Origin of the sequence: Novacetimonas sp. GS1 (assembly GCF_036686925.1) — a bacterium.
Classification (GTDB): Bacteria; Pseudomonadota; Alphaproteobacteria; order Acetobacterales; family Acetobacteraceae; genus Novacetimonas; species Novacetimonas hansenii.
Genome location: NZ_VSZP01000001.1, coordinates 2,784,352 through 2,806,750, shown reverse-complemented (window position 1 = coordinate 2,806,750; position 22,399 = coordinate 2,784,352). Strand labels below are relative to the sequence as shown.

The following is a 22,399-nucleotide window of genomic DNA, read 5'->3' as shown; positions in this document are numbered from 1 at the left end:
CAATTAAGATGTCGCTTCAAGGACGCGGTTTTATTGAACGTCATGAGGAGCAAAGGGGCGTCAGCAATCGTTTGCACTGGCCGGGCGGGGCGTCGGGGGTAACGCTCGGGCCTGGCTATGACATGCGCGATCGTTCCCGGGCTGAGATTGAGCAGAAATTGCGGGCTATCGGCATCAACTCTAGTCTGGCGTCGCGTGTGGCGGCGGGGAGCGGTCTGCGTGGCGAAGCGGCCAGGCGCTTCGCCCAGGATAACAGAAATCTCGTCGATCTGTCAGACCTTCAGCAGAGACGCCTTTTACAGGTCAATCTACCGAGCTATGAGGCGATCGTTCGTCGGGGCATCCATGTCTACCTGACACAAAATGAGTTCAATGCCCTCGTGTCGTTCGTCTATAATCCAGGAAGAGGTTGGGCGGGTGTCCGTGCTGCTATCAACAGCGGCGACAAGCTCAAGGCTGTCAGGATAATTGAGGAGCAGGTACGCTCGAAAGGCAAGGTCTTGCGCGGTCTGGTCCGGAGACGACACGATGAGGCCATGCTTCTGCTGAGAGGACGATATTGATAATCCGCGTTATCCTGAGCCTGATTTGCGTCGTTTGTATCGGCGGGGTTGCCCTCGCGGGTACCAAGCCGGAGTCTTTGGAGGAACTGACCTACAATCTCAATACGATGTTCAACGAAGAACTCGATGGAAAAGCGTTTTTTAATGGGCGCCTGATCGTGCGCGTCGAACGTGTTTCGACCTGTGTGTCAGCGGTCTGGACCCGCAGCGGCGATGTCGGATCGCCGTTGCGGCGCGACCTGCTGGAATGGAACAAAATGTTCGATGGCGATCCTCGGATCGAGGCTCAGTTTTACTATTTGACGTTCGTCTATACTGACCATCGAAGCGACGATGTTGTATCCATGCCTCTTACGGCGGATCCGGATCATTTCGAAGATTCGGCGGGTGTCTACCTCCCAGCGTGCCAACCGAAACGGCATGATCGCAAGTGAGTATCTCTACGCCGGGTGACCCGGCCGGAAACATAACGCTCTGCGGGTCTGCCAGAGCAGACCCCATTCAGATGGGATCATCTGAATGGGTGAAGATTCTTGCAAAAACCGATGAAACAGCGGCTTGCTAGCTGAACTAGAGCATGTCCACTTTATTCCGGCTCATATCCAGCGGCTGTAAAGAAGTTGGCGCATTCATCAGGAGTAAAAGCATCCAGGACGGATCCGGCGGCGTCCCACAGGACCTCCATGTGCCCTGAAAAGCATATGGTTATCGTGAAAATATCAAGATGAGGACATGACCCCGTGACAGCGGGGCTGATCCTTTTCCCAATTCCCAAATGTGTCGATACCCTGCTTTCCTTGTTACACAAGGGATGCCTGAATCTGCTTGCCTGCGACAGGTCTGCGCAGCAAAAAATATTCTTGGATTTGTTTTTTTGGCTACTTGGAAAAACGGGACCAGAAACCCGCTTGAATCATAAAAGCCTTGAAGGAAACTGCCTTTCTGGGAAAATCTGGCATCACAAACTTTATGGATTCCTGTCCGTTATTATTGCCAAATAGCTTTCTGTAAAGCCGCAGTTTCTTGAGGGTTTTTAAGGCAGGCTCCCTGCTCAGGCCGCGCCATTGCCACGGTCGCGGTCGTCAAGGAAAAGCTGGTCCGCTTCCTCATCAAAATCGAACAGTTCGGCGTATCGTGCCCACCCGATCAGGGTCTGTAGCGTCTGCTTGGCATAATCGGGGGACATGCCGTCTTCCAGCTCATCGCGGAAACGTTCGGCGCTGGCGCGGTGGTTGGGGCGTTCATCCAGGACCGATCGGATGGAACGCACCATCGGAATGTTACGCAGCAGGCTGTGTGACAGGATCTGCTTGCGCTCGTCATGCTCGCTCTGGACAAAGCGCATGCCCTGTGGCGTCAACAGGATGTCCCCATCCTCCAGTTCGGCAAATCCCAGAAGCTGGAGTGACTCGCCAAGCGGGAACAGGTCGTCGAGTTCCAGTTGCAGCCGGCTGGCAAGCAGCGGCAGGTCGGCACGCCCGTCGAGCGGGTCCGCCGCCAGCGTTTCCATCATGCCGACCATGGTGTTGATCGCAAGGCGGGGCAGGGCGATGGCTTCGATCGGCGGGGGGGTATTGGCCATTCCTGCTTCGGTCAGGTCTGCTTCGGAAACGACTGGCGCACGGCGGGTCATCAGGGCATAGATCCGGTCCACGAACTGCCGGAAGGCCGCATCTTCGCGATTGCGGGGGTGATCGAACGGGACGCTGAGTTCATGCGCCACCCGCCCGGGGTTGGAGGAGAAGATCAGGATGCGGTCGCACATCAGGACCGCTTCTTCGATATTGTGTGTCACCAGCAGGATCGACTTGATCGGCAGCTTGTGTTCGGACCATAGCTCCACAAGGTCGGTGCGCAGGTTTTCCGCCGTCAGCACGTCAAGCGCGGAAAAGGCCTCATCCATCAGCAGCAGGTCGGGATGCACCACCAGCGCACGTGCCAATCCCACGCGCTGGCGCATGCCGCCAGACAGTTCCTTGGGATACGCATTTTCGTAACCGCCCAGACCGATCAGGTCGATCGCACGTTCGGCCAGGTCGGCGCGTTCGGCTGCGGGAACGCCCTTTGCCTCCAGCCCCAGTTCGACATTCTTCTGTACCGTCAGCCATGGGAACAGTGCGAATGACTGAAACACCATGGCGATGCCGGCGGCGGGGCCGGTCAGCTTTTTGCCTTTCCAGACCACCTCGCCCGATGTCGGTGTCAGCAATCCGGCGATAATGCGTAAAAGTGTCGATTTGCCTGATCCCGAACGACCCAGCAGCCCCACGATCTCCCCCGAATGCAGGGTCAGGTTCACATTGTCCAGCACGACCAGGTCGGTGGCGCTTTCCTTGTGATAGGCCTGCTTGCAGTCAACGACCCGGACCAGGGTCTCACTTTCGGGAGGGACATGCGGGGAGGGTGGTGCGGAAGGCATCTGGTGCTTTCAGTTGAAGGTGAAGTGGCGTGCGGCGTAATTGGCCAGCGGACGCCACACCGCACGGTTGAACAGCAGGACGAACAGGGACATGACCACCATTCCCAATCCCACGCGGTCGGTCGCGCCGTCGATCGTCGCCTGCGCGATATAGGCGCCAAGGCCTTGCGCGCGCAAAGTGGTGGAGCCCCAGCTTGCCATTTCCGTGGCGATGGCGGCATTCCATGCCCCGCCCGATGCGGTGATCGCCCCGGTGATGAAAAACGGCACGATACCGGGCAACATGACGCGCATCCACCATAACGTGCCGCGTACCTGGAAATTGCGCGCGGCCTCCAGCAGGTCTGTGGGATAGGACGATGCCCCGGCCACGATGTTGAACAGGATGTACCACTGCGTGCCCAGCAGCATCAGCGGTGTCAGCCAGATATTGCTGTTGAGGTGGAAGCGCACGATGAACAGCACAAACAGCGGAAAGAACAGGTTGGCGGGAAAGGCGGCCATGAACTGCGCCACAAACTGCGCCCGGCGCGCCCGGCGGGCGTCAAGGCCCAGCCAGATGCCCACCGGCACCCATATCAGCGACGCCACCAGCAGCGTCACCAGCACACGCAGCAACGTAAGGCCACCCAGCCCCATGACCTGGAACACCTGTGATGCGGTGAAATGCCCGGCGGCATAGGTCAGCACTTTTTCCCCAAGGACAAGGGTGCAGCCGCCAAGGCACGCCCACCATGCGATATCGAGCATACGGCCCGACATATGTGATGGCGTAACGTCGGAGGGCGCTCGCCCGATGCGCAACCAGCCGATGAAGGTCAGCGCCCGTCCCAGTGCGTCGCTGGCGCGGCGCAGCAGGGACGTCCGGCGCAGCAGCGCCAGCACCCACGGGTCGGGTGCGGCCTCGCCCTGCGTGTCCTCGATGCTGAAGCGTGCTGACCACGCGACAAGTGGGCGGAAAAGCAACTGGTCATAGGCAAGGATGACCGCCAGCATGGTCACGATGGCATACAGGATCGCCAGCAGGTCGCGATGCGCGATGGCAGTGCCGACATACGATCCGATGCCTGGCAGGGCGATGTCGGTATTGCCCACGGTGATTGTCTCGGAATAGACGACCATGAACCACCCGCCGGACATGGAAATCATGGCGTTCCACACCAGCGAGGGAATGGCGAACGGAACCTCCAGCCGCCAGAAGCGCTGCCACGCCGTCAATCCGAAGCAGCGGGCGGCTTCTTCAAGGTCGGCAGGCACGGTGCGCAGCGACTGGTACATGCTGAAGGCCATGTTCCATGCCTGACTGGTGAAGATCGTAAAGATCGCGGCCAGTTCGGCCCCCATCATCCGGCCGGGAAAAAGCCCAAGGAAAAAGACCACGGTAAAGGTCAGGAACCCAAGGATCGGCACGGATTGCAGGATATCGAGCACCGGGACAAGGATCTGTCCCGCGCGACGGCTTTTCGCCGCCCATACGGCATAGGTAAAGGTAAAGACCACCGACGCCAGCAGGGCGGCGAACATCCGAAATGTCGTGCGCAGGGCATAGCCCGGCAGCCATGACGGATCTAGGTGGATGGCCTGCGCCGTGGCGGGCGACAGCGGCACCAGCATGTGCCGCCCCACCGTGGCCAGCGCCACGGCGAAACCCATCAGGATAACAAGCCCGACCAGGTCGAACAGGTTGGGCCGGACCCTCAGGCCGTGGGTGGGAAGGGGCGGTTCGTTCACCCTGTCGTCCCCGGTATCGCGCCCGCCGTCACGCCCGTGTCCGTGCTGCCAAAGCCACCCGCACCGCGCGCGGTATCGTCCAGTGTCTCGCACTCTTCCCACATGCCGCGCACGACCGGGGCCAGCACGGCCTGTGCGATGCGCATGCCACGTTCGACCACAAAAGGTTCTTCGCCGGTATTGAGCATGATGATGCCGATCTCGCCACGATAATCCTCGTCAATCGTGCCGGGGGAATTGGGCAATGTGATGCCGTGTTTAAGTGCAAGTCCCGAACGCGGGCGGATCTGGAGTTCGTATCCCGCCGGCAGCGCAATGCACAGGCCCGTGGGCACCAGGGCGCGTCCCCCGGCCCAGATCGTCACGGGGGCGCTGACGGCCGCCACGAGGTCCATCCCCGCCGCCCCCTGTGTCGCATAGGCAGGCAGAGGCAGCCCCACGGCATGCGCAAGGCGGCGGATACGAACGGGCAGGGTGGGGGGGGTCATGCAGGGACTCCATCAGGGGGAAGGTCGGGTGTATCGGTGCCGGGACTGTCGGGTGCGATGTCGAATGCCGCCGTGATCCTGCGCACAAGACCGCACGCCACCGCGTCCTTTGACATCCGGGGCCAGTGTTCAGAACCTGTGGCGGTGATCAACGTCACCTCGTTTTCATTACCCCCCATGATGCCGGTTTGCGCGCGGACATCATTGGCAATGATCCAGTCACATCCCTTGCGCTTGCGCTTGGCTACGGCATTGTCGCGCACGTCGTCGGTTTCCGCGGCGAAGCCCACCACCAGGCGCGGACGCGCCGGGCCGGGGCGCGACAGGTGGGCCAGGATATCAGGATTGGGTACCAGCGCCAGCGAGGGCGGCGGCGCGCCAGGGGTTTTCTTGATCTTGCTGGTGACGGGGTTGGCGATGCGCCAGTCGGCCACGGCGGCGGTGCAGACAGCGATATCGCACGGCATGGCGGCATCGCAGGCGGCCAGCATCTGCACCGCCGTTTCCACCCGGTGCAGCGTAACACCCGGCGGGGGCGGCAGGATGGTCGGCCCGCTGATCAGCGTGACCGCCGCCCCCGCCTGCGCCAGTGCGTCGGCAATCGCATATCCCTGCCGCCCGGACGAACGGTTGGCGAGGTAGCGCACCGGGTCGATCGGTTCGTGGGTCGGGCCTGCCGTGACCAGCGCGCGCAGGCCATGCAGCGGCCGCAGGGCAGGGCGCGGGACGGGGAAGTGGACGGGGGGCTGGACGGGGCGCAGGGCATCCATGATGGCGTCGGCGATCATGGCCGGTTCGCTCATCCGGCCCGGTCCGGTTTCGTTACAGGCCATCACGCCATCTTCCGGGCCGACGAATGTGACGCCGCGTGCGGCCAGTGTCGCGACATTCGCGCGGGTGGCGGGGTGCAGCCACATGCGGACATTCATCGCGGGCACGGCCATGACGGGTGTGTCTGTCGCCAACAGCACCGCGCCTGCCAGGTCATCGGCAAGGCCGGCGGCCATGCGCGCCAGCATGTCGGCCGTGGCAGGGCATACGACAATCAGGTCGCTGCCCCGTGACAGGGCGATATGCCCCATTTCGTGTTCGTCCGTCAGGGAAAACAGCTCTTCGGACACGCGCTCCCCCGTCAGGGCCTGCAGGCTGAGGGGGGTGACGAAACGTGCGCCCGCACGTGTCAGGATGGTACGCACCCGCACGCCCCGTTCCGTCAGGCGGCGGACCAGTTCCAGCGCCTTGAATGCGGCGATCCCGCCGCACACAATCAGCAGGACGGACGGGCGCGCGTCTTTCATCGGGCCGTCCCCTTCAGATGCGCCAGCCCGAATGGATCGCCGCGATCCCACCCGACAGGTTCTGGTAGGAAACGCGTTCCATCCCGGCCTCGCGCATCATGTCGGCAAGTGTCTCCTGATCGGGGAACATGCGGATGCTTTCGGCAAGGTACTGGTAACTTTCGCGGTCGCCCGCGATGGCCGCCCCCATGCGCGGCAGGACCTGGAATGACCATGCGTCATAGACCGGGGCCAGCGCCGCGACCTGCACGCGTGAGAATTCGAGGCACAGGAACCGCCCGCCGGGCCGCAGCACGCGCCGTGCCTCACGCAGGACCTGCAACTTGTCCGTGCAGTTGCGCAGCCCGAACGCGATGGAGACACGATCGACGGAACAGTCCGCGATGGGAATGGCCTCAGCATCGACGGCGACGAAATTCAGGCCGGAGACGAGGCCGCGCGACAGGGCGCGGTCGCGCCCGACCGCCAGCATGCTGACATTGATGTCCGACAGGATCGCAGGGCCCCCGCCCCCACGCAGCCAGCCGAACGAGATGTCGCCCGTTCCCCCCGCCAGGTCGAGCAGGCGCAGGTCCGGGTGTGGGCCAAGTTCGGTGACGAAAATCTTTTTCCATGCCCGATGGATGCCCAGGGACATGACATCATTCATGATGTCATATTTGCCCGCGACACTGTCAAAGACCTCGCGGACCATGGATTTCTTTTCCGTGACCGGGACGTCGCGGAAACCGAAATCGGTCGTGCCAGAGGGCGCGCCGCCTGGTGCTGCGCCGGCGGACGGGAATGGGGCGGATTGGGTGTGGTGGCTATTGTCGCTCATGATCGGGAGATATAACCTTATAATCAGTCATGCCGGAACTCCCTGAAGTAGAAACTGTGATGCGCGGGATGCGATTGCATCTCGAAGGTCACCAGATTGCCACTGCCACTCCCCTGCGCGAGGGGCTGCGCTGGCCATTTCCGCCCGGACTGGGCGACTCGCTGCGCGGGCGGGTGATCGCGCGCTTCGAGCGACGGGGGAAATATATCCTCGTCCATCTTGATGATGGTCAGGTGCTGCTGATGCATCTTGGGATGTCAGGGCGTGTTGTGCTGGGCCATGACACGACCGTGCCCGCCGCGCGGCATGAACATCTGGTTATCGTCACGGTGCAGGGCGCGCGCTGCGGGTTGGTGGACCCCCGGCGGTTCGGCATCGTGGACCTGCTGGCGCCCGGGACGGCCATGTCGCACCCGCTGCTTGCGCGCATGGGGCCCGAACCGCTGGGTAACGGGTTCGACGCCGTGGGCCTGGCCCGCGCGGCGCGCGGGCGGCGCAGCCCGATCAAGGCATTGCTGCTGGATCAGCGTGTTGTCGCGGGGCTGGGCAATATCTATGTGTCCGAAGCACTGTTTCGTGCGGGCGTGCATCCCGAACGCGCGGGGGCAAGCCTTGATGAGGCACAGTGCGCGGCCCTGGTTGCCAGTATCCGCGATGTCCTGACCGAGGCGATCGCCGCGGGCGGGTCGAGTCTGCGTGATTATGTGAAGCCCGATGGGGAACTGGGATATTTTCAGCATGCGTGGCGTGTCTATGGCCGTGAGGGGCAGGGATGTCCCGACTGTCCCGGCCTGCCGCAATGCACGGGCGTGCAACGTATTGTACAGGCCGGGCGATCGTCATTTTTCTGCCCCCGGCGGCAGGAAACCGCGACGGTGACGCAAGACTTGTCTTGACGGATGGGGAGGGTGTGGACTAGACCGCCATCCTGATATCTGGATGTCCGCAACTATCGGGTGGCGGACCGCCGTAACCTGATTTTTTGCTGAACTGAGAACGATGGCCAATACTGCATCAGCGCGTAAGCGCATTCGTCAGACCGAGCGCCGTAACGCGCGCAACACCGCCCGCATTTCCCGCGTGCGCACCTTCGTCAAGAAGGTGGAGACCGCGATCGAAGCCGGCAAGAAGGAAGACGCGTCCGTCGCCCTGCGCGCGGCGCAGCCCGAACTGCAGCGCGCAGTCGGCAAGGGTGTCATGCACGCCAACACTGTTGCCCGTCGTATTTCGCGCCTGTCCGCGCGTATCAAGGCGCTGGCTGCGGCCTGATCCATTAAATGGATCAATGACGGCCCGCACGAAGAAAGTATTTTTCGTGTAATGATCAGGACTGCATCGTGCCATTTCGGCATGATGTGGTCCTTTTTATTTGCGGATTACTTCTTTTGTGTTGCTGTTTTTGTCGCGGATTCGGTTTTGAACGTCCTTCGGCCAGATTCCCGTTGCTTCCTCCGATTCCCTGCACTAACTTCTGATCATCCTCATCGGTATGCTGCTGGGGCGTCGAGGTATCGGCGCATGGGTTTTCGTGCATTCATGGCGCGGAAAACGCGAACGTGTCCGCAGGCGTTGGGGTGTTGTGTTTAATGTTGAACAGGCATTTCGCGGGCGCGGACTGTCATGTCCCTGAATGGCCGGGAGTGAAGATGACGGGCGGACTGGAAGGATATGACGAGGTTGCCGAAGCGAATGCCCAGAAGAGCATTCTCGACATCCATTGGTCGCGTATCTGCGCCCGCCTCAAGGCCGAGGTCGGGGAGGTGGAATACAACACCTGGCTGAGGCAGATGGGCGTCGGGCCCGTGGACGAGGACGAAATCACGCTGTACCTGCCCACGCGTTTTCTGCGCGACTGGGTCCGGGGACAGTATGGCGATCGGCTTGGCGCGTTGTGGCATGCGGAAATCCCGGCCATCCGGCGCGTTGAACTGCAGGTCGCCCGTGGCCCGTCGCCCGCAGCGGATGGCGATGCCTCCGCCGCGGAATCCGGTGCCTCTTCCGCCGCAACCCCGCCCGCGATGCCCGTCATGGATGCCGTGGTGGTGGAGGAGCCCCGCGCTGCCGAGGTGCGCAGCGACCTCGCCGCCCCGCTTGACCCGCGTTTTACGTTTGATACGTTCGTGGTCGGCAAGCCCAATGAATTTGCCTATGCCTGTGCCCGTCGCGTGGCCGAACGCCCGTCGAGCCCCGGCTTCAACCCCCTGTTCCTGTATGGTGGCGTCGGGCTGGGCAAGACGCACCTGATGCATGCGATCGGGTCGGAACTGGTGCGGGAGGGGCGTGTCTCGGTCGCGTATATGTCGGCTGAAAAGTTCATGTACCGCTTCATCGCCGCCATCCGTTCGCAATCGACGATGGAATTCAAGGAGCAGTTGCGTTCAGTCGATGTCCTGATGATTGATGACCTGCAGTTCCTGATTGGCAAGGACAATACGCAGGAAGAATTTTTCCACACCTTCAACGCGCTGGTTGATGCCGGGCGGCAGATCGTGGTGTCGGCGGACAAGTCGCCCTCTGACCTGTCGGGGCTGGAGGATCGCCTGCGCACGCGTCTTGGCTGTGGAATGGTGGCTGATATCCATGCCACCACGTTCGAGCTGCGTATCTCCATCCTGGAGGCGAAGGCCACCGCCTCGGGGGTCGAGGTGCCCGCCAAGGTGCTGGAATTCCTTGCGCATAAGATCACGTCCAACGTGCGTGAGCTTGAGGGCGCGCTCAACCGCCTGATTGCGCATGCCAACCTGTTCGGTCGTCCCGTTACGCTGGAGACGACGCAGGATGTGCTGCATGACATCCTCAAGGCGAATAACCGTCGCGTGACGATCGAGGAAATACAGCGCAAGGTTGCCGAACACTGGAATATCCGGCTGACGGACATGTCTTCGGCGCGGCGTTCGACCGTTGTTGCGCGTCCCCGGCAGGTGGCGATGTTCCTGTCAAAGCAGCTGACATCGCGTTCGCTGCCCGAAATCGGGCGCAAGTTCGGCAATCGTGACCATACCACCGTGATCTATGCCGTGCGCCGGGTGATGGAACTGATGGAACAGGACCCCGCCTTTGCAGAGGATGTCGAACTTCTGCGCCGGATGCTCGAAAGCTGATTTTTCGCCTGTCGCCCTCTTTTCGCATGTCTGTCAGGCTGCTAGACTTATTGCCCCCATCACGCCGTCCTGTAACGGGCCGCGCCGTCGGGCAAGGAGGATTTGTTACACATGAAGCTGAAGGCTGATCGCGCGACCCTGCTCAAGGCGCTGCTGCATATTCAGGGCGTGGCTGAGAAGCGTAACACCATCCCCATTCTTGCCAACGTCCTGATTAACGTCACGGACGGGTTGATGACCATGACGGCCACCGACATGGAAATCGCGGTGGTGGAAGGGATCTCGGCGGAGACCCTGCGTGATGGTGCCGTAACCGCGCCGGCGGCCGTGTTGTGCGATATCGTGCGCCGCCTGCCCGATGGGGCGGTGGTCGAACTTGATCAGGCGGGCGGCGATGCGCCGCTTGCGCTGCGGGCGGGGCGTTTCAGCACCAGCCTGAATGTGCTGGACGTGGATGATTTCCCCTCCATGATGGCCGGTGCGCTGCCGCATGATTTCACCATTGCGTCGCAGGCGCTGCGCGGGCTGATTGACCGCAGCCGGTTTGCCATCTCCACGGAGGAGACGCGCTACTACCTCAATGGCATCTATTTCCATGTGGCAGAGACCCCGCAGGGGCCGATGCTGCGCGCCGTGGCGACGGATGGCCATCGCCTTGCCCGCGTGGAAACCGACCTGCCGGACGGGGCGGCTGGCATGCCGGGCGTCATCATCCCGCGCAAGACCGTGAATGAACTGCGCAAGCTGCTTGAGGAAGGGCCGGAGCATATCGGCGTTGCCCTGTCCGATACACGTATCCAGTTCACCGTGGGGAACGTGATCCTGACGTCAAAGCTGATTGATGGGACTTTCCCGGAATATGAGCGCGTGATCCCCACCGGCAATGACAAGGTCCTGCATGTCGGCAAGAAGATATTTTCCGACGCGGTATCGCGTGTGGCCGCCATCAGCCAGGAACGTTCCCGCCCGGTAAAGCTGGCGGTGACGCAGAATCTGCTGACCCTGTCCGCCGCCAGTCAGGATCAGGGCACTGCGACGGAAGAACTTGACGATACCCATGTCGTGTATGACGCCAGCCCGATCGAAATCGGCTTTCAGGCGCGTTATCTCAACGATATTACGGACCAGATCGAAAAGAACGTCGAATTCGCGTTTTCCGACAGTTCCGCTCCCACCATCGTGCGCGATGTGGACCGTCCTTCGGCATTGTATGTGCTGATGCCGATGCGCGTCTGACCGCGTATCGGGTTTCCGGGCGCGTATGGCCCATCTTTCGCGGCTTGTCCTGACGGATTTCCGCAATTACCGCCATCTGTCATGGACGCCCACGTCACCGGTCACGGTGATCGTGGGCGAAAATGGCAGTGGCAAGACCAACCTTCTTGAATCCGTCTCCCTTCTGCTGCCTGGACGTGGGTTGCGTGGCGCGCGTGTGGCCGACCTGCCGCGTCATGGCGGCACACGTTGGGGCATCGCGGCCCGCATTGACGTGCCCGACGGGGTTGAGGCCGGGATACGCGACCTTGCTGTGGGGTCTGATCCGGCGCGGCCCGACCGTCGTGTCGTGCGCCTTGATGGGGAGGCATTGCGCAATCGCACCCGTGTTTCCGATTTCCTGTCCGCCGTCTGGCTGACACCACAGATGGATCGCCTGTTTCAGGAAGGGGCGGCGGGGCGGCGCCGTTTCCTGGATCGCCTGGTCCTGGCGATGGAGCCGGGGCATGCGCGTGAACTGGCCGCTCATGACCATGCAATGATGCAGCGCAACCGGCTTTTGCTGTCGGGTGGGGGGGATGGCGCATGGCTGTCCGCGCTGGAGGATGCGATGGCGCGTCACGGCGTTGCCGCCACGGCGGCGCGTGCAGGGCTGGTGGCCCTGCTCAATGGTGATGATGCCGCATTATGTGACGGGTTTCCCGCAACCGCGCTGACACTGGAAAGCGAGATCGCGCAGCATCTGCGCCACATGCCTGCCCTGGCGGTGGAGGACTGGTTGCGCGAACAGCTTGCGGCCTCCCGGCAGCGCGACCGCGCGCGGGGCAGCGCCTTCCTTGGCGCGCATCGCACCGACCTGCATATGCATGACCGCGCCACGCGACGCGGTGCGGCGCAGTCAAGCACGGGACAGCAAAAAGCAATGCTGGTCGGTGTCGTGCTGTCGCATGCCCGCCTGATCGCGCGGGCGCGTGGGCAGGCGCCGCTGATCCTCCTTGACGAACCGCTGGTGCATCTGGACGAGGTCCGGCGCAATGCGCTGTTCCGCGCCATCGGGCGGCTGGATACGACGGTAATGCTCAGCGGTACGGACGCGGCGCAGTTCGAGCCTTTGCGCGATCAGGCCGCCTTCGTCATGCCCCATGAAGGCGCTCTGCTTCCGAATCCCTGATTCCCCCGATTTATGAAGGGGAAAGCTTGGTTACAGGCGCGTGTTCGATGTATAACACATGCTCAACGCGTGACCCTGTTGTGGAGCATCTGTCCGGCATGTCTGACCCATCCAATCCCGATCAGAAACACGATGCCGAGGGGGAGGAAATTCCCGTCACAGGTGCGGATTATGATGCGGCTTCCATATCGGTTCTCAAGGGACTGGACGCGGTGCGCAAGCGTCCGGGCATGTATATCGGTGACACCGATGACGGTTCCGGCCTGCACCACATGGCGTTCGAGATCATCGACAATGCAGTGGACGAGGCGCAGGCCGGTTATGCGACCACCTGCATCGTGACGCTTAATGGTGACGGCAGCGTCACCGTGCGCGACAATGGTCGTGGCATTCCCACCGACATGCATCATGAGGAAGGGATCAGCGCGGCGGAAGTTGTCCTGACGAAGCTGCATGCAGGCGGCAAGTTCAACCAGAATTCCTACAAGGTATCAGGGGGTCTGCACGGCGTGGGGGCCGCGGTCGTCAATGCCCTGTCCGAATGGATGGAGGTGCGGATCTGGCGTAACGGGCAGGAACATATGATCCGCTTTCGCGCGGGCGAACGCGATGCGCCGCTCAGCGTGGTGGGGGACAGTGACGAACCGCGTGGCACACAGGTCACGTTCAAGCCGAGTGCCGAGACCTTCGCCATTGTGGAATTCCAGTTTTCCGTGCTGGAGCGCCGGCTGCGCGAACTGGCCTTCCTCAATTCCGGGCTGGCCATCATCCTGCGTGACGAACGCCATACCCCGGTGCGGGAGGAAGCGTTTCATTATGAAGGCGGCCTGAGCGCCTTTGTCGAATGGCTGGACCATGGCAAGACCCCGATTGTGGAACCACCGATTACCGGCAGCCTCCAGAATGAGGATAATGGCATCAAGGTCGAATTCGCCCTGACATGGAATGACAGTTTCCATGAAACGATGCTGTGCTTCACCAACAATATTCCGCAGCGCGACGGCGGATCGCATCTTGCGGGTTTCCGCCAGGCCCTGACACGCATCGTTGGCCGCTATGCGGAGGCGAATGCCTCCAAGAAGGATTCCCACGCCCTTGCGGGGGAAGACATGCGCGAGGGCCTGACGGCGGTGCTGTCGGTCAAGGTGCCAGATCCCAAATTCTCGTCACAGACCAAGGACAAGCTGGTGTCGTCGGAGGTGCAGCCCGTTGTGCATGCCGCCGCCGCCGACATGATCTCCCACTGGTTTGAAACCCATCCCAAGGAAGCGCGCCAGATTGTCGCAAAGGTGATGGATGCCGCCGCCGCACGTGAAGCGGCGCGGCGCGCAAGGGAATTGACGCGGCGCAAGGGGGTGCTCGACATCTCCTCTCTTCCGGGGAAGCTTGCCGACTGCCAGGAACGTGACCCTGCCAAATCCGAACTGTTCATCGTGGAGGGAGACTCGGCAGGGGGGACGGCCAAGCAGGGGCGTGACCGGCGTTTCCAGGCGATCCTGCCGCTGAAGGGCAAGATCCTGAATGTGGAGCGCGCGCGCTTTGACCGTATGCTGGGGTCGGCGGAAATCGGCACGCTGATTACCGCGCTGGGCACGGGCATCGGGCGTGGTGATGTGGAGCATGGCGGCTTTTCAATCGAGAAGCTGCGTTACCATCGCATCGTCATCATGACCGACGCCGATGTCGACGGCTCACACATCCGCACGCTGCTGCTGACGTTCTTTTTCCGCCAGATGCCCGAACTGATTGAAAACGGCTATCTCTATATCGCGCAGCCGCCGCTGTACCGCGCCAAGCGCGGTAATGACGAACGGTATCTCAAGGATGATGCGGCGCTGGAGCAATATCTGCTCGACAAGGCGCTGGCGCATGCGACCCTGCGTTACGGCGACGGGCGCGAAGTCACGGGGGAGGCAATCCATACCGATGTTGCCTTTATCCGTGACGTGGCGCGCGCGCTGTCGCGCCTTGCGGTGCGTGCCCCGGTCTGGGTTCTGGAACAGGCGGCGATCGCGGGTGCGCTGTCGGCCAATCCGGCGGCCACGCCCGAACGTGTCATTGCATTGCAATCGCGTCTGGATGCCGTCTCCATGGAATCGGAGCGTGGCTGGAAGGTCGCGGCAAGTGCCGATGGGCTGGAAATGGCGCGTAGCGTGCGTGGCGTGGGCGAGGTCTATCGTCTTGATCCCGCCTCCCTGCGCAGTGCCGAAGTCCGCTGGCTGGCGGAGCATCATGGGCGCATCGCAACCGATTTCGACAGCAAGGTGGAACTGTCCCTCGACAGCCAGACCATAGCGCTTGATGGCCCGGCCTCGGTTTATGAACGTATTATCGCGCAGGGGCGGCGCGGTCTGTCGATCAACCGGTTCAAGGGACTGGGCGAGATGAATGACGCGCAGTTGTGGGAAACCACGCTCGATCCCGCCATGCGCACCCTGTTGCAGGTGCGGGTGGGTGATGTGGAAAACGCGGCGCAGGTGTTCTCTACGCTGATGGGCGATGTGGTCGAACCCCGGCGCGATTTTATCGTGGGGAACGCCCTGAAGGTTGCCAACCTCGACGTCTGATGGGGTGGGGGCGCGTCACGCATCGGGAAATCATGAAAATTTGGGGGTGCCGCCTTTTGCCAGAGGGGTGGCATCTCCGAAGCTTCGTGAAAAAAACTTCGCCAGAGATTTCATGAATTCACGGTGCGAAAGCGACGTGATGGCCTTATTCGGGGATCAGGTCCCGGGCAATGTGCGGGATTTCGGAAATGGAATCCGCGCCCGCCGTTGCCCCGGCCTCCATTTCGGGCATGCCATATCCCCATCGTGCAAAAATGCCGCGAACATGTGCGCCCGTCGCTGCGGCGATGTCGTTACGGTGGTCGCCCACCATGATTGCGCGTTGCGGCACGCCCCCGGCCATGGCGATCGTGTCCAGCAGGTGCCGCGGGTCAGGCTTGCGCACGGCAAAACTGTCGCCACCGCCCACTGCATCGAACCAGGGGGCGAGTTTCATGACCTGCAGGATATGCTGTGCCGCCGCCACCGGTTTGTTGGTGCAGACCGCAAGTTTCCATCCCGCGCCCCTGAGGCTTGATAAAGTGGCGCGGGTGCCGGTGAAGGGATGCGACAGGTCGGTCGAATGTGGGGTATAGTCCGCCATGTAGTGGCTGACGGCCTCGTCAGGGTCGATATCGCGCGCACCGTCGCCCGCATGCGCCAGCAGGCGGCGCACCAGAACGCCGACGCCGTCGCCAATCATGGGGCGCAGAATGTCGGGCGTGATGGGGGGCAGGCTGTAATGGCGCAGCAGGCGACAGGCGCAGGCAGCAAGGTCCGGCAGGCTGTCGATCAGCGTGCCGTCCATGTCGAAAACCGCCAGGCGGGGGGGAAGGGCAGGCATCCGGCACTCCTCGGTGGTAGCAATCGGAAAATCTAAGTGATGGTATCTTGTTCCTCTCCGGGTTTGACAGGTCTGCCGGGCGGGGGCTACCCGCAAAAAGTCATGAGCACCATTCCCTCCTCCCCCTCGTCTTCCCCATCCCGTCCTGCCACGGCGGTCATCCTTGCCGCAGGGCGGGGCACGCGCATGCGTTCGGAACATCCCAAGGTCATGCATCCTCTGGCGGGACGGCCGATGCTGCGCCACCTGCTTGATAATGCTGAACAGGTGTTTGACCGCATTGTCGTGGTGATCGGTCCGGGGATGGAGGAGGTCGCGGCCCTTGCCGCGCCGCATGTCGCGGTGGTGCAGGCCGACCGTCTTGGCACCGCGCATGCGGCCCTTCAGGCGCAGGCATATTTTGGCACGGGTGATGTCGCCGTCCTGTATGGGGACAATCCGCTGATTACCGCGCAGACCATGCGCGATCTGCTGGCGTGCCGCAGGCTTCCCGGTGTGGGGCTGGCGCTGCTGGCGATGCGGCCTGCCAATCCGGGACGTTATGGCCGTGTCGTGACACAGGGCGACGAAGTGGTGCGGATTGTCGAATGGGCCGATGCCACGCCGGACGAACGTGCGATCGACCTGTGCAATGCGGGTGTGCTGTGTGCCGATGCGCACGATTTTCGCCGGTGGCTGGACGCCGTGCGCAATGACAATGCGCAGGGCGAATACTACCTCGGCGACGTGGTGACGCAGGCCGTGGCCGATGGGGTGGGTGTGCGCGCCGTCGTGGCGGCGGAAGATGAACTGCGTGGCATCAATTCGCGCGCCGAACTCGCGGTGGCGGAAGCCAGCGTGCAGCAGCGCCTGCGCCACGCCGCCATGGAAAAGGGCGTGACCCTGGTTGCCCCCGATACGGTGTTCCTGTGCGCCGATACCGTGCTGGCGCCGGACGTGGTCATCCATCCCCATGTCGTGTTCGGCCCCGGTGTCACGGTGGAACGCGATGTGGAGGTGCGGTCATTCTCCCACCTGGAGGGATGTGTTGTCAGGCACGGTGCGCTGATCGGGCCCTATGCCCGCCTGCGTCCCGGCAGCGACGTGGGCGCGCATGCGCATGTCGGCAACTTTGTCGAACTCAAGGCCACGACGCTGGGTGAGGGGGCGAAGGCCAATCACCTGACCTACCTTGGCAATGCGCAGATTGGCGCGCGCAGCAATATCGGCGCAGGCACCATCACGTGCAATTACGATGGCGTGTTCAAACATACGACCACCATTGGGGAAGGCAGTTTTGTCGGGTCGGATTCGATCCTTGTCGCACCGGTGACACTGGGTGCGGGGACGCTCACGGCGGCGGGCAGCGTGATTACGGATGATGTGCCGGATGACGCCATGGCGTTCGGGCGGGCAAAGCAGGAAAACAGGGCCGGATACGCAAGGACCTTCCGCGACCGGCTCAAGGCAGCGAAGGAGCGTGGCTGATGTGTGGCATTGTCGGTGTCGTTGGCAGGAACCCGGCCACCCCGGTCATTTTCGATGCGCTGCGCCGCCTTGAATATCGCGGATACGATTCGGCGGGTATCGCGACGCTGGAAAACGGGCAGGTGGACCGCCGTCGCGCGGCGGGAAAACTCGACCACCTCGCCACTGTGCTGGCGCGTGTGCCCCTGCCGGGGGGGACGGGAATCGGGCATACGCGCTGGGCCACACATGGGGCGCCGACCGAAAACAACGCCCACCCGCACGGCACCGAACGCGTGTCGGTCGTCCATAATGGCATCATCGAGAATTTTGAGGAATTGCGCCGCGAACTTGAGGCCGCGGGACAGGTTTTCTCCACCGAGACCGATAGCGAGACGATCGCGCAGATGATTGACTATCACCTGCGTCGTGGCCTTTCCCCGCGTGATGCCGCGCATGAAACGCTGAAGCGGTTGGAAGGGGCGTATGCGCTGGCGATGATCTTTGCCGGGCATGACGGCATGGTCATCGGCGCCCGCCATGGCGCGCCGTTGGTGGTGGGATTTGGCGAGGACGAAATGTTCCTTGGTTCCGACAGCCTGGCGCTTGCGCCGCTGACGCGCCGGATTGCCTATCTCGATGACGGGGACTGGACCATCGTAACGCCCGGCGGGGCAGAGTTTTTTGACATGGAGGGCAGGGCCGTCACGCGCCCCATCCGAACCACCGCGCTGATCGCGGGATCGGTGGGCAAGGACGGGTATCGCCACTATATGGAAAAGGAACTGCACGAACATCCCGTCGTGATCGGGCAGACTCTGCAACGCCTGATTGATCCGGCGACGCGGCGTGTCGTGATGCCGGACCTGCCCTTTGACCTTGCCGCCGTCCCGCGTGCGGTGATGACGGCGTGTGGTTCCGCCTTTTATGCCGCGATGATCGGGCGTTACTGGCTGGAGCAGTACGCGCGCCTGCCGGTCGATATCGATGTCGCAAGCGAGATGCGTTATCGCGACCCGCCGTTGGTGCCCGGCGGGCTGGGGCTGCTGATTTCCCAATCGGGGGAGACGGCCGACACGCTTGCCGCCCTGCGCGGGATGCGGGCGGCGCAACAGCATATCGTCTCTGTCCTCAATGTGGAGCAGAGCACCATGGCGCGCGAAAGTGACGCGGTGCTGGGTACGGTGGCAGGGCCTGAAATCTCGGTCGCGAGCACCAAGGCATTCACGGCGCAGCTTTCGGTCCTTGCCTGCCTGACGGTTGCACTGGGCCGGGCGCGCGGGCATCTGGACGCGGCGGCGGAGGAGCGGATGGTCATGGCCCTGCTTGACCTGCCAAGTCGGGCGAACGAGGTATTCGCACAGCGCGATGCCATCCGCCGCATGGCCGCGATCGTCGCGGAGGCGCGTGATGTTTTGTATCTGGGGCGGGGATCTTCCTTTCCGGTCGCACTCGAAGGGGCGCTAAAGCTTAAGGAGATCACCTATATCCATGCGGAAGCCTATGCTGCGGGCGAGATGAAGCATGGCCCCATTTCCCTGATCGACCGCACGGTACCGGTGGTCGCGACCGTGCCGTCTGGCCGCCTGTTCGACAAGACGCTGTCGAACCTGCAGGAAGCCCGGGCGCGTGGCGGGCGACTGCTGGTCTTTACCGATACGCAGGGCGCCCCCCGCCTGCGTGACCTGGCCGAGGTGGTGGTGGAAGTCCCCACCGTGGACGAGTTCACCGCCCCCATCGTACAGACCATCCCGGTGCAGATGCTTGCCTATGAAGTGGCGCTACTGAAGGGGACGGACGTGGACCAGCCCCGCAACCTCGCCAAATCGGTCACGGTGGAATAGCGTTCGCACCACCACGACAGATCAAGGATTTAGCCGATGTCACCATCGTCGCACATGCCTGCTCCATCCCCCCCATCAGCCCATGGGCCGTCCGTTCTGGTGCTGGGCGCGGGTGTGTCGGGCATGACGGCCGCCGTGACCCTGGCTGAACGTGGCGCGCGCGTGGTGGTGCATGAGCGCGGACCACGCATTGGTTCCGGCGCGTCATGGAAGGCGGGCGGGATGCTTGCCCCATGGTGCGAGGCGGAGTCCGCCACACCAGAGGTAACGGAGCAGTCGTTATCCTCGCTGGACTGGTGGGATGCGCATGTGCCCCAGGTGGTGCGTAATGGCACGCTGGTCCTCGCCCCTGCGCGCGATGTGGGGGAAATTGCGCGTTTCGGGCGGCGCACGTCCCATTTCCGCACGATCGGGGAGGCGGAAATCGCGCAACTGGAGCCCGAACTTGCGGATCGTTTTTCCCGCGCCCTGTTTTTTGAACATGAAGGTCACGTCAACCCGCGTGACGCGCTGCTGGCGCTGGGCCGCAAGGTGGAGTCCCTTGGTGGCCGGATCGTGTGCAATGCACCGATGTCCTATGATGCGGGTGCGTATGACTGGATCGTGGATTGCACCGGCATTGCCGCGCGCGATGTGATGCCCGACATGCGCGGTGTGCGGGGCGAGATGCTGCTGCTGCGCTGTCGCGATATTACGCTGTCGCGGCCGGTGCGCATGCTGCATCCGCGCATCCCGGTTTACATCGTCCCGCGTGCCGAACATGTGTTCATGGTGGGGGCAACGATGATCGAGAGTGAAAATGCCGGTGGCATGACATTACGGTCGATGGTGGAACTTCTGGGGGCGGCCTATGCCCTGCATCCGGCCTTTGGCGAGGCGGAAATACTGGAAACCGGAACCGGCCTTCGCCCGTCATATCCTGACAACATGCCTGCCGTCCGGCGTGATGGTAAGCGAATTTATGTGAATGGCATGTACCGCCACGGCTTCTTACTGTCCCCGGTCAGAGCGCGCGAGGCGGCGGACATCGTATTTGGCCCCTGACCACGCACTACGAGGAGAATGCGGATGAAGATCCTTGTAAATGAGGAAGTTCATGACGTTGGCGTGCGGACGCTCGACGCCCTGCTGCATGAACTCGGCTATGGCGACGCCTGTGTTGCCACTGCCGTCGATGGTGATTTCGTCGCGGCGGCCCGGCGTGGCGCACATGCGCTTCACGAAGGGTGCCGGGTGGAAATCCTGGCCCCGATGCAGGGGGGATAGGCACACGACATGACCCTGTTTTATGGAACGGAACTGTCCTCACGCCTGATGTTGGGGACGGCGCAATATCCCTCGCCCGAAATCCTGGCCGATGCGGTGCGGCATGCGCAGGCAGGTGTCGTGACCGTATCCCTGCGCCGTGAATCGGCGGGACAGAGGGCGGGACAGGCATTCTGGAACCTGATTCGTGATCTTGGCGTGCCGGTCCTGCCCAATACCGCAGGCTGCCACAGCGTGCGTGAGGCCGTGACCACGGCACAGATGGCGCGCGAGGTCTTTGGCACCGACTGGATCAAGCTGGAGGTGATCGGGGAGTCCGATACGCTCCAGCCCGACATGTTCGCTCTGGTGGAGGCCGCGCGCCTCCTGACCGAGGATGGGTTCAAGGTTTTCCCCTATATGACAGAGGATCTGGTCGGTGCGGAACGGCTGCTGCGCGCCGGGTGCGAGGTGCTGATGCCATGGGGCGCGCCGATCGGGTCGGGCAAGGGATTGAATAACCTGTTCGGTCTGCGTGCGCTGCGGGCGCATTTTCCCGGTGTTCCATTGGTGGTCGATGCCGGGATCGGGGTGCCGTCGCATGCGGCGCAGGCGATGGAGCTTGGTTATGATGCGGTGCTGATCAATACGGCGGTGGCAAAGGCAGGCAATCCGGTGGAAATGGCGCGCGCGTTCGCCATGGCGGTGGAGGCCGGGCGCATGGCATATGTTGCCGACCCGATGGAGGCGCGCGACATGGCGGCGCCATCCACGCCCACGATCGGGCAGGCGGTACTGGCATGAGGGCACTTCCATCGCGCATTTATCCTGTTGTTGATCGTGCCGACTGGATCGCGACGTTGGGGCAGGCTGGTGCAAAACTGATACAATTGCGCCTCAAGGACATGGCCGAAGATGCGCTGCGCCTGGAAATACGCCGGGGTGTCGCACTGGCGCACCTGCATGGTGTGTGCCTTGTCCTCAATGATTACTGGCGTCTTGCGATCGAGGAGGGAATCGACTTCATCCATCTGGGTCAGGAAGACCTGGATGAGGCCGACCTGCCCGCGATCCGCCGTGCTGGACTGCGCCTTGGGGTCAGCACCCACAGCCATGATGAACTGCAGCGCGCGCTTGACGTGCGACCCGATTATGTTGCGCTGGGGCCGGTATGGCCGACAAAACTGAAGAAAATGCCATGGGGGCCACAGGGGGTGGACCGCCTGCGTGAATGGAAACGTTTGGTGGGGGACCTGCCTTTGGTGGCCATTGGCGGGATTACACTTGCACGCGCACCGTCCTGTATCGCGGCGGGCGCGGATTGCGTTTCCGCCGTGTCGGATTTCATTCGCATGCCCGATCCCGCGGCGCAGGTCCGTGCGTGGCTGCATGCGACGCAGGTATCGAAACAGGGGGATGACGGGACGGTCTAATTTCTGTGTATTATATGCAACGAGGATGTGGCATAAATACAATCCAAGGTGTAGGCGAAATTTTCATGAAAGACATGCCACTCTAGGGCAGATCCTGTTTGAATGCGTGCATTCAGACAGGTGAAGATGCTCGTAAAAACAATAAACCGGAGCATTTTCACCGAACCGGTTTTCGGTGGAATGCCCCAGGATCGCAGGCCTGCCGCCGGCCATCGTGGCGGGCGGAAAATGGTGA

Annotated in this window: 21 protein-coding genes; 15 read left to right on the top strand and 6 right to left on the bottom strand. The window is 62.5% G+C overall.

Features of this window, described 5'->3' with window-relative positions:
* The first annotated feature begins 122 nt into the window (after window positions 1-122).
* The 3 genes from FYB92_RS12325 to FYB92_RS12315 all read left to right on the top strand — a co-directional run bounded on the left by FYB92_RS12325 (window position 123) and on the right by FYB92_RS12315 (window position 1,564).
* Window positions 123-563 (top strand): glycoside hydrolase family protein, encoded by a 441-nt coding sequence (locus FYB92_RS12325; protein ID WP_332828759.1) that lies wholly within the window; start codon window positions 123-125, stop codon window positions 561-563.
* Window positions 560-997, top strand: a complete 438-nt coding sequence (locus FYB92_RS12320) for a hypothetical protein (RefSeq protein WP_225578658.1) — start codon at window positions 560-562, stop codon at window positions 995-997. The genes FYB92_RS12325 and FYB92_RS12320 overlap by 4 nt, the downstream gene beginning before the upstream one ends.
* 306 nt (window positions 998-1,303) lie before the next feature.
* Window positions 1,304-1,564: a hypothetical protein gene (locus tag FYB92_RS12315; RefSeq protein WP_332828758.1), complete on the top strand. Its 261-nt coding sequence runs from the start codon at window positions 1,304-1,306 to the stop codon at window positions 1,562-1,564.
* Between the two features lie 50 nt (window positions 1,565-1,614).
* On the opposite strand, the gene FYB92_RS12310 is transcribed toward FYB92_RS12315, so the two are convergent.
* From FYB92_RS12310 to FYB92_RS12290, 5 genes are all read right to left on the bottom strand, one after another.
* Window positions 1,615-2,982, bottom strand: a complete 1,368-nt coding sequence (locus FYB92_RS12310) for an AAA-associated domain-containing protein (RefSeq protein WP_003618377.1) — start codon at window positions 2,980-2,982, stop codon at window positions 1,615-1,617.
* Between the two features lie 9 nt (window positions 2,983-2,991).
* Window positions 2,992-4,635, bottom strand: coding sequence for an ABC transporter permease (locus FYB92_RS12305; RefSeq protein ID WP_408902399.1), 1,644 nt, complete (start codon window positions 4,633-4,635; stop codon window positions 2,992-2,994).
* 74 nt (window positions 4,636-4,709) lie between these two features.
* The gene (gene dut / locus FYB92_RS12300) at window positions 4,710-5,201 is read right to left on the bottom strand and encodes a dUTP diphosphatase (protein WP_332828756.1); all 492 of its coding nucleotides are present in this window, start codon (window positions 5,199-5,201) and stop codon (window positions 4,710-4,712) included.
* On the bottom strand, window positions 5,198-6,499 hold the full coding sequence (gene coaBC, locus FYB92_RS12295) for a bifunctional phosphopantothenoylcysteine decarboxylase/phosphopantothenate--cysteine ligase CoaBC (protein WP_332828755.1): 1,302 nt from the start codon (window positions 6,497-6,499) through the stop codon (window positions 5,198-5,200). The genes dut and coaBC overlap by 4 nt, the downstream gene beginning before the upstream one ends.
* A gap of 13 nt (window positions 6,500-6,512) precedes the next feature.
* Entirely contained in the window at window positions 6,513-7,319 is an 807-nt protein-coding gene (locus FYB92_RS12290; RefSeq protein ID WP_332828754.1) for a class I SAM-dependent methyltransferase, read from the bottom strand.
* Between the two features lie 29 nt (window positions 7,320-7,348).
* Here FYB92_RS12290 and mutM point away from each other — a divergent pair, with 29 nt between their 5' ends.
* The 6 genes from mutM to gyrB all read left to right on the top strand — a co-directional run bounded on the left by mutM (window position 7,349) and on the right by gyrB (window position 15,373).
* Window positions 7,349-8,215, top strand: a complete 867-nt coding sequence (gene mutM, locus FYB92_RS12285; RefSeq protein ID WP_062808736.1) for a bifunctional DNA-formamidopyrimidine glycosylase/DNA-(apurinic or apyrimidinic site) lyase — start codon at window positions 7,349-7,351, stop codon at window positions 8,213-8,215.
* Window positions 8,216-8,318: 103 nt separating this feature from the next.
* On the top strand, window positions 8,319-8,588 hold the full coding sequence (rpsT, locus tag FYB92_RS12280) for a 30S ribosomal protein S20 (protein WP_003618383.1): 270 nt from the start codon (window positions 8,319-8,321) through the stop codon (window positions 8,586-8,588).
* Between the two features lie 377 nt (window positions 8,589-8,965).
* The gene (gene dnaA, locus FYB92_RS12275; protein ID WP_332828753.1) at window positions 8,966-10,420 is read left to right on the top strand and encodes a chromosomal replication initiator protein DnaA; all 1,455 of its coding nucleotides are present in this window, start codon (window positions 8,966-8,968) and stop codon (window positions 10,418-10,420) included.
* A gap of 111 nt (window positions 10,421-10,531) precedes the next feature.
* Window positions 10,532-11,656, top strand: coding sequence for a DNA polymerase III subunit beta (gene dnaN, locus FYB92_RS12270; RefSeq protein WP_075624171.1), 1,125 nt, complete (start codon window positions 10,532-10,534; stop codon window positions 11,654-11,656).
* Between the two features lie 25 nt (window positions 11,657-11,681).
* Window positions 11,682-12,806: a DNA replication/repair protein RecF gene (gene recF, locus FYB92_RS12265; protein ID WP_332828752.1), complete on the top strand. Its 1,125-nt coding sequence runs from the start codon at window positions 11,682-11,684 to the stop codon at window positions 12,804-12,806.
* A gap of 98 nt (window positions 12,807-12,904) precedes the next feature.
* Entirely contained in the window at window positions 12,905-15,373 is a 2,469-nt protein-coding gene (gene gyrB / locus FYB92_RS12260) for a DNA topoisomerase (ATP-hydrolyzing) subunit B (RefSeq protein WP_040511702.1), read from the top strand.
* A gap of 145 nt (window positions 15,374-15,518) precedes the next feature.
* Here the strand turns inward: gyrB and FYB92_RS12255 are convergent, their stop codons facing one another.
* Window positions 15,519-16,196 carry an HAD-IA family hydrolase gene (locus FYB92_RS12255; protein WP_239015761.1) on the bottom strand — a complete coding sequence of 226 codons (678 nt, stop codon included), beginning with the start codon at window positions 16,194-16,196 and terminating at the stop codon, window positions 15,519-15,521.
* A gap of 72 nt (window positions 16,197-16,268) precedes the next feature.
* Here FYB92_RS12255 and glmU point away from each other — a divergent pair, with 72 nt between their 5' ends.
* From glmU to FYB92_RS12225, 6 genes are read left to right on the top strand one after another with little or no spacing between them, the layout of a single operon-like run.
* On the top strand, window positions 16,269-17,663 hold the full coding sequence (gene glmU / locus FYB92_RS12250) for a bifunctional UDP-N-acetylglucosamine diphosphorylase/glucosamine-1-phosphate N-acetyltransferase GlmU (RefSeq protein ID WP_408887737.1): 1,395 nt from the start codon (window positions 16,269-16,271) through the stop codon (window positions 17,661-17,663).
* Window positions 17,663-19,486 (top strand): glutamine--fructose-6-phosphate transaminase (isomerizing), encoded by a 1,824-nt coding sequence (glmS, locus tag FYB92_RS12245; RefSeq protein ID WP_075632086.1) that lies wholly within the window; start codon window positions 17,663-17,665, stop codon window positions 19,484-19,486. Before glmU ends, glmS begins: the two co-directional genes overlap by 1 nt.
* A 54-nt stretch (window positions 19,487-19,540) precedes the next feature.
* The gene (locus FYB92_RS12240) at window positions 19,541-20,530 is read left to right on the top strand and encodes an FAD-dependent oxidoreductase (protein ID WP_075594946.1); all 990 of its coding nucleotides are present in this window, start codon (window positions 19,541-19,543) and stop codon (window positions 20,528-20,530) included.
* Window positions 20,531-20,554: 24 nt separating this feature from the next.
* On the top strand, window positions 20,555-20,752 hold the full coding sequence (gene thiS, locus FYB92_RS12235; protein WP_003618401.1) for a sulfur carrier protein ThiS: 198 nt from the start codon (window positions 20,555-20,557) through the stop codon (window positions 20,750-20,752).
* 9 nt (window positions 20,753-20,761) lie between these two features.
* On the top strand, window positions 20,762-21,535 hold the full coding sequence (locus FYB92_RS12230) for a thiazole synthase (protein ID WP_003618403.1): 774 nt from the start codon (window positions 20,762-20,764) through the stop codon (window positions 21,533-21,535).
* Window positions 21,532-22,164, top strand: a complete 633-nt coding sequence (locus FYB92_RS12225) for a thiamine phosphate synthase (RefSeq protein ID WP_192264679.1) — start codon at window positions 21,532-21,534, stop codon at window positions 22,162-22,164. Before FYB92_RS12230 ends, FYB92_RS12225 begins: the two co-directional genes overlap by 4 nt.
* Window positions 22,165-22,399 lie beyond the last annotated feature (235 nt).

What these genes read in the sequence shown, in the direction of transcription:
- FYB92_RS12325 (WP_332828759.1), top strand. Translation starts at nt 123, where the DNA reads ATGCGCGATCGTTCCCGGGCTGAGATTGAGCAGAAATTGCGGGCTATC.
- FYB92_RS12310 (WP_003618377.1), bottom strand. Translation starts at nt 2,982, where the DNA reads ATGCCTTCCGCACCACCCTCCCCGCATGTCCCTCCCGAAAGTGAGACC.
- FYB92_RS12305 (WP_408902399.1), bottom strand. Translation starts at nt 4,635, where the DNA reads ATGGGTTTCGCCGTGGCGCTGGCCACGGTGGGGCGGCACATGCTGGTG.
- dut (WP_332828756.1), bottom strand. Translation starts at nt 5,201, where the DNA reads ATGACCCCCCCCACCCTGCCCGTTCGTATCCGCCGCCTTGCGCATGCC.
- coaBC (WP_332828755.1), bottom strand. Translation starts at nt 6,499, where the DNA reads ATGAAAGACGCGCGCCCGTCCGTCCTGCTGATTGTGTGCGGCGGGATC.
- FYB92_RS12290 (WP_332828754.1), bottom strand. Translation starts at nt 7,319, where the DNA reads ATGAGCGACAATAGCCACCACACCCAATCCGCCCCATTCCCGTCCGCC.
- mutM (WP_062808736.1), top strand. Translation starts at nt 7,349, where the DNA reads ATGCCGGAACTCCCTGAAGTAGAAACTGTGATGCGCGGGATGCGATTG.
- rpsT (WP_003618383.1), top strand. Translation starts at nt 8,319, where the DNA reads ATGGCCAATACTGCATCAGCGCGTAAGCGCATTCGTCAGACCGAGCGC.
- dnaA (WP_332828753.1), top strand. Translation starts at nt 8,966, where the DNA reads ATGACGGGCGGACTGGAAGGATATGACGAGGTTGCCGAAGCGAATGCC.
- dnaN (WP_075624171.1), top strand. Translation starts at nt 10,532, where the DNA reads ATGAAGCTGAAGGCTGATCGCGCGACCCTGCTCAAGGCGCTGCTGCAT.
- recF (WP_332828752.1), top strand. Translation starts at nt 11,682, where the DNA reads ATGGCCCATCTTTCGCGGCTTGTCCTGACGGATTTCCGCAATTACCGC.
- gyrB (WP_040511702.1), top strand. Translation starts at nt 12,905, where the DNA reads ATGTCTGACCCATCCAATCCCGATCAGAAACACGATGCCGAGGGGGAG.
- FYB92_RS12255 (WP_239015761.1), bottom strand. Translation starts at nt 16,196, where the DNA reads ATGCCTGCCCTTCCCCCCCGCCTGGCGGTTTTCGACATGGACGGCACG.
- glmS (WP_075632086.1), top strand. Translation starts at nt 17,663, where the DNA reads ATGTGTGGCATTGTCGGTGTCGTTGGCAGGAACCCGGCCACCCCGGTC.
- FYB92_RS12240 (WP_075594946.1), top strand. Translation starts at nt 19,541, where the DNA reads ATGCCTGCTCCATCCCCCCCATCAGCCCATGGGCCGTCCGTTCTGGTG.
- thiS (WP_003618401.1), top strand. Translation starts at nt 20,555, where the DNA reads ATGAAGATCCTTGTAAATGAGGAAGTTCATGACGTTGGCGTGCGGACG.
- FYB92_RS12230 (WP_003618403.1), top strand. Translation starts at nt 20,762, where the DNA reads ATGACCCTGTTTTATGGAACGGAACTGTCCTCACGCCTGATGTTGGGG.
- FYB92_RS12225 (WP_192264679.1), top strand. Translation starts at nt 21,532, where the DNA reads ATGAGGGCACTTCCATCGCGCATTTATCCTGTTGTTGATCGTGCCGAC.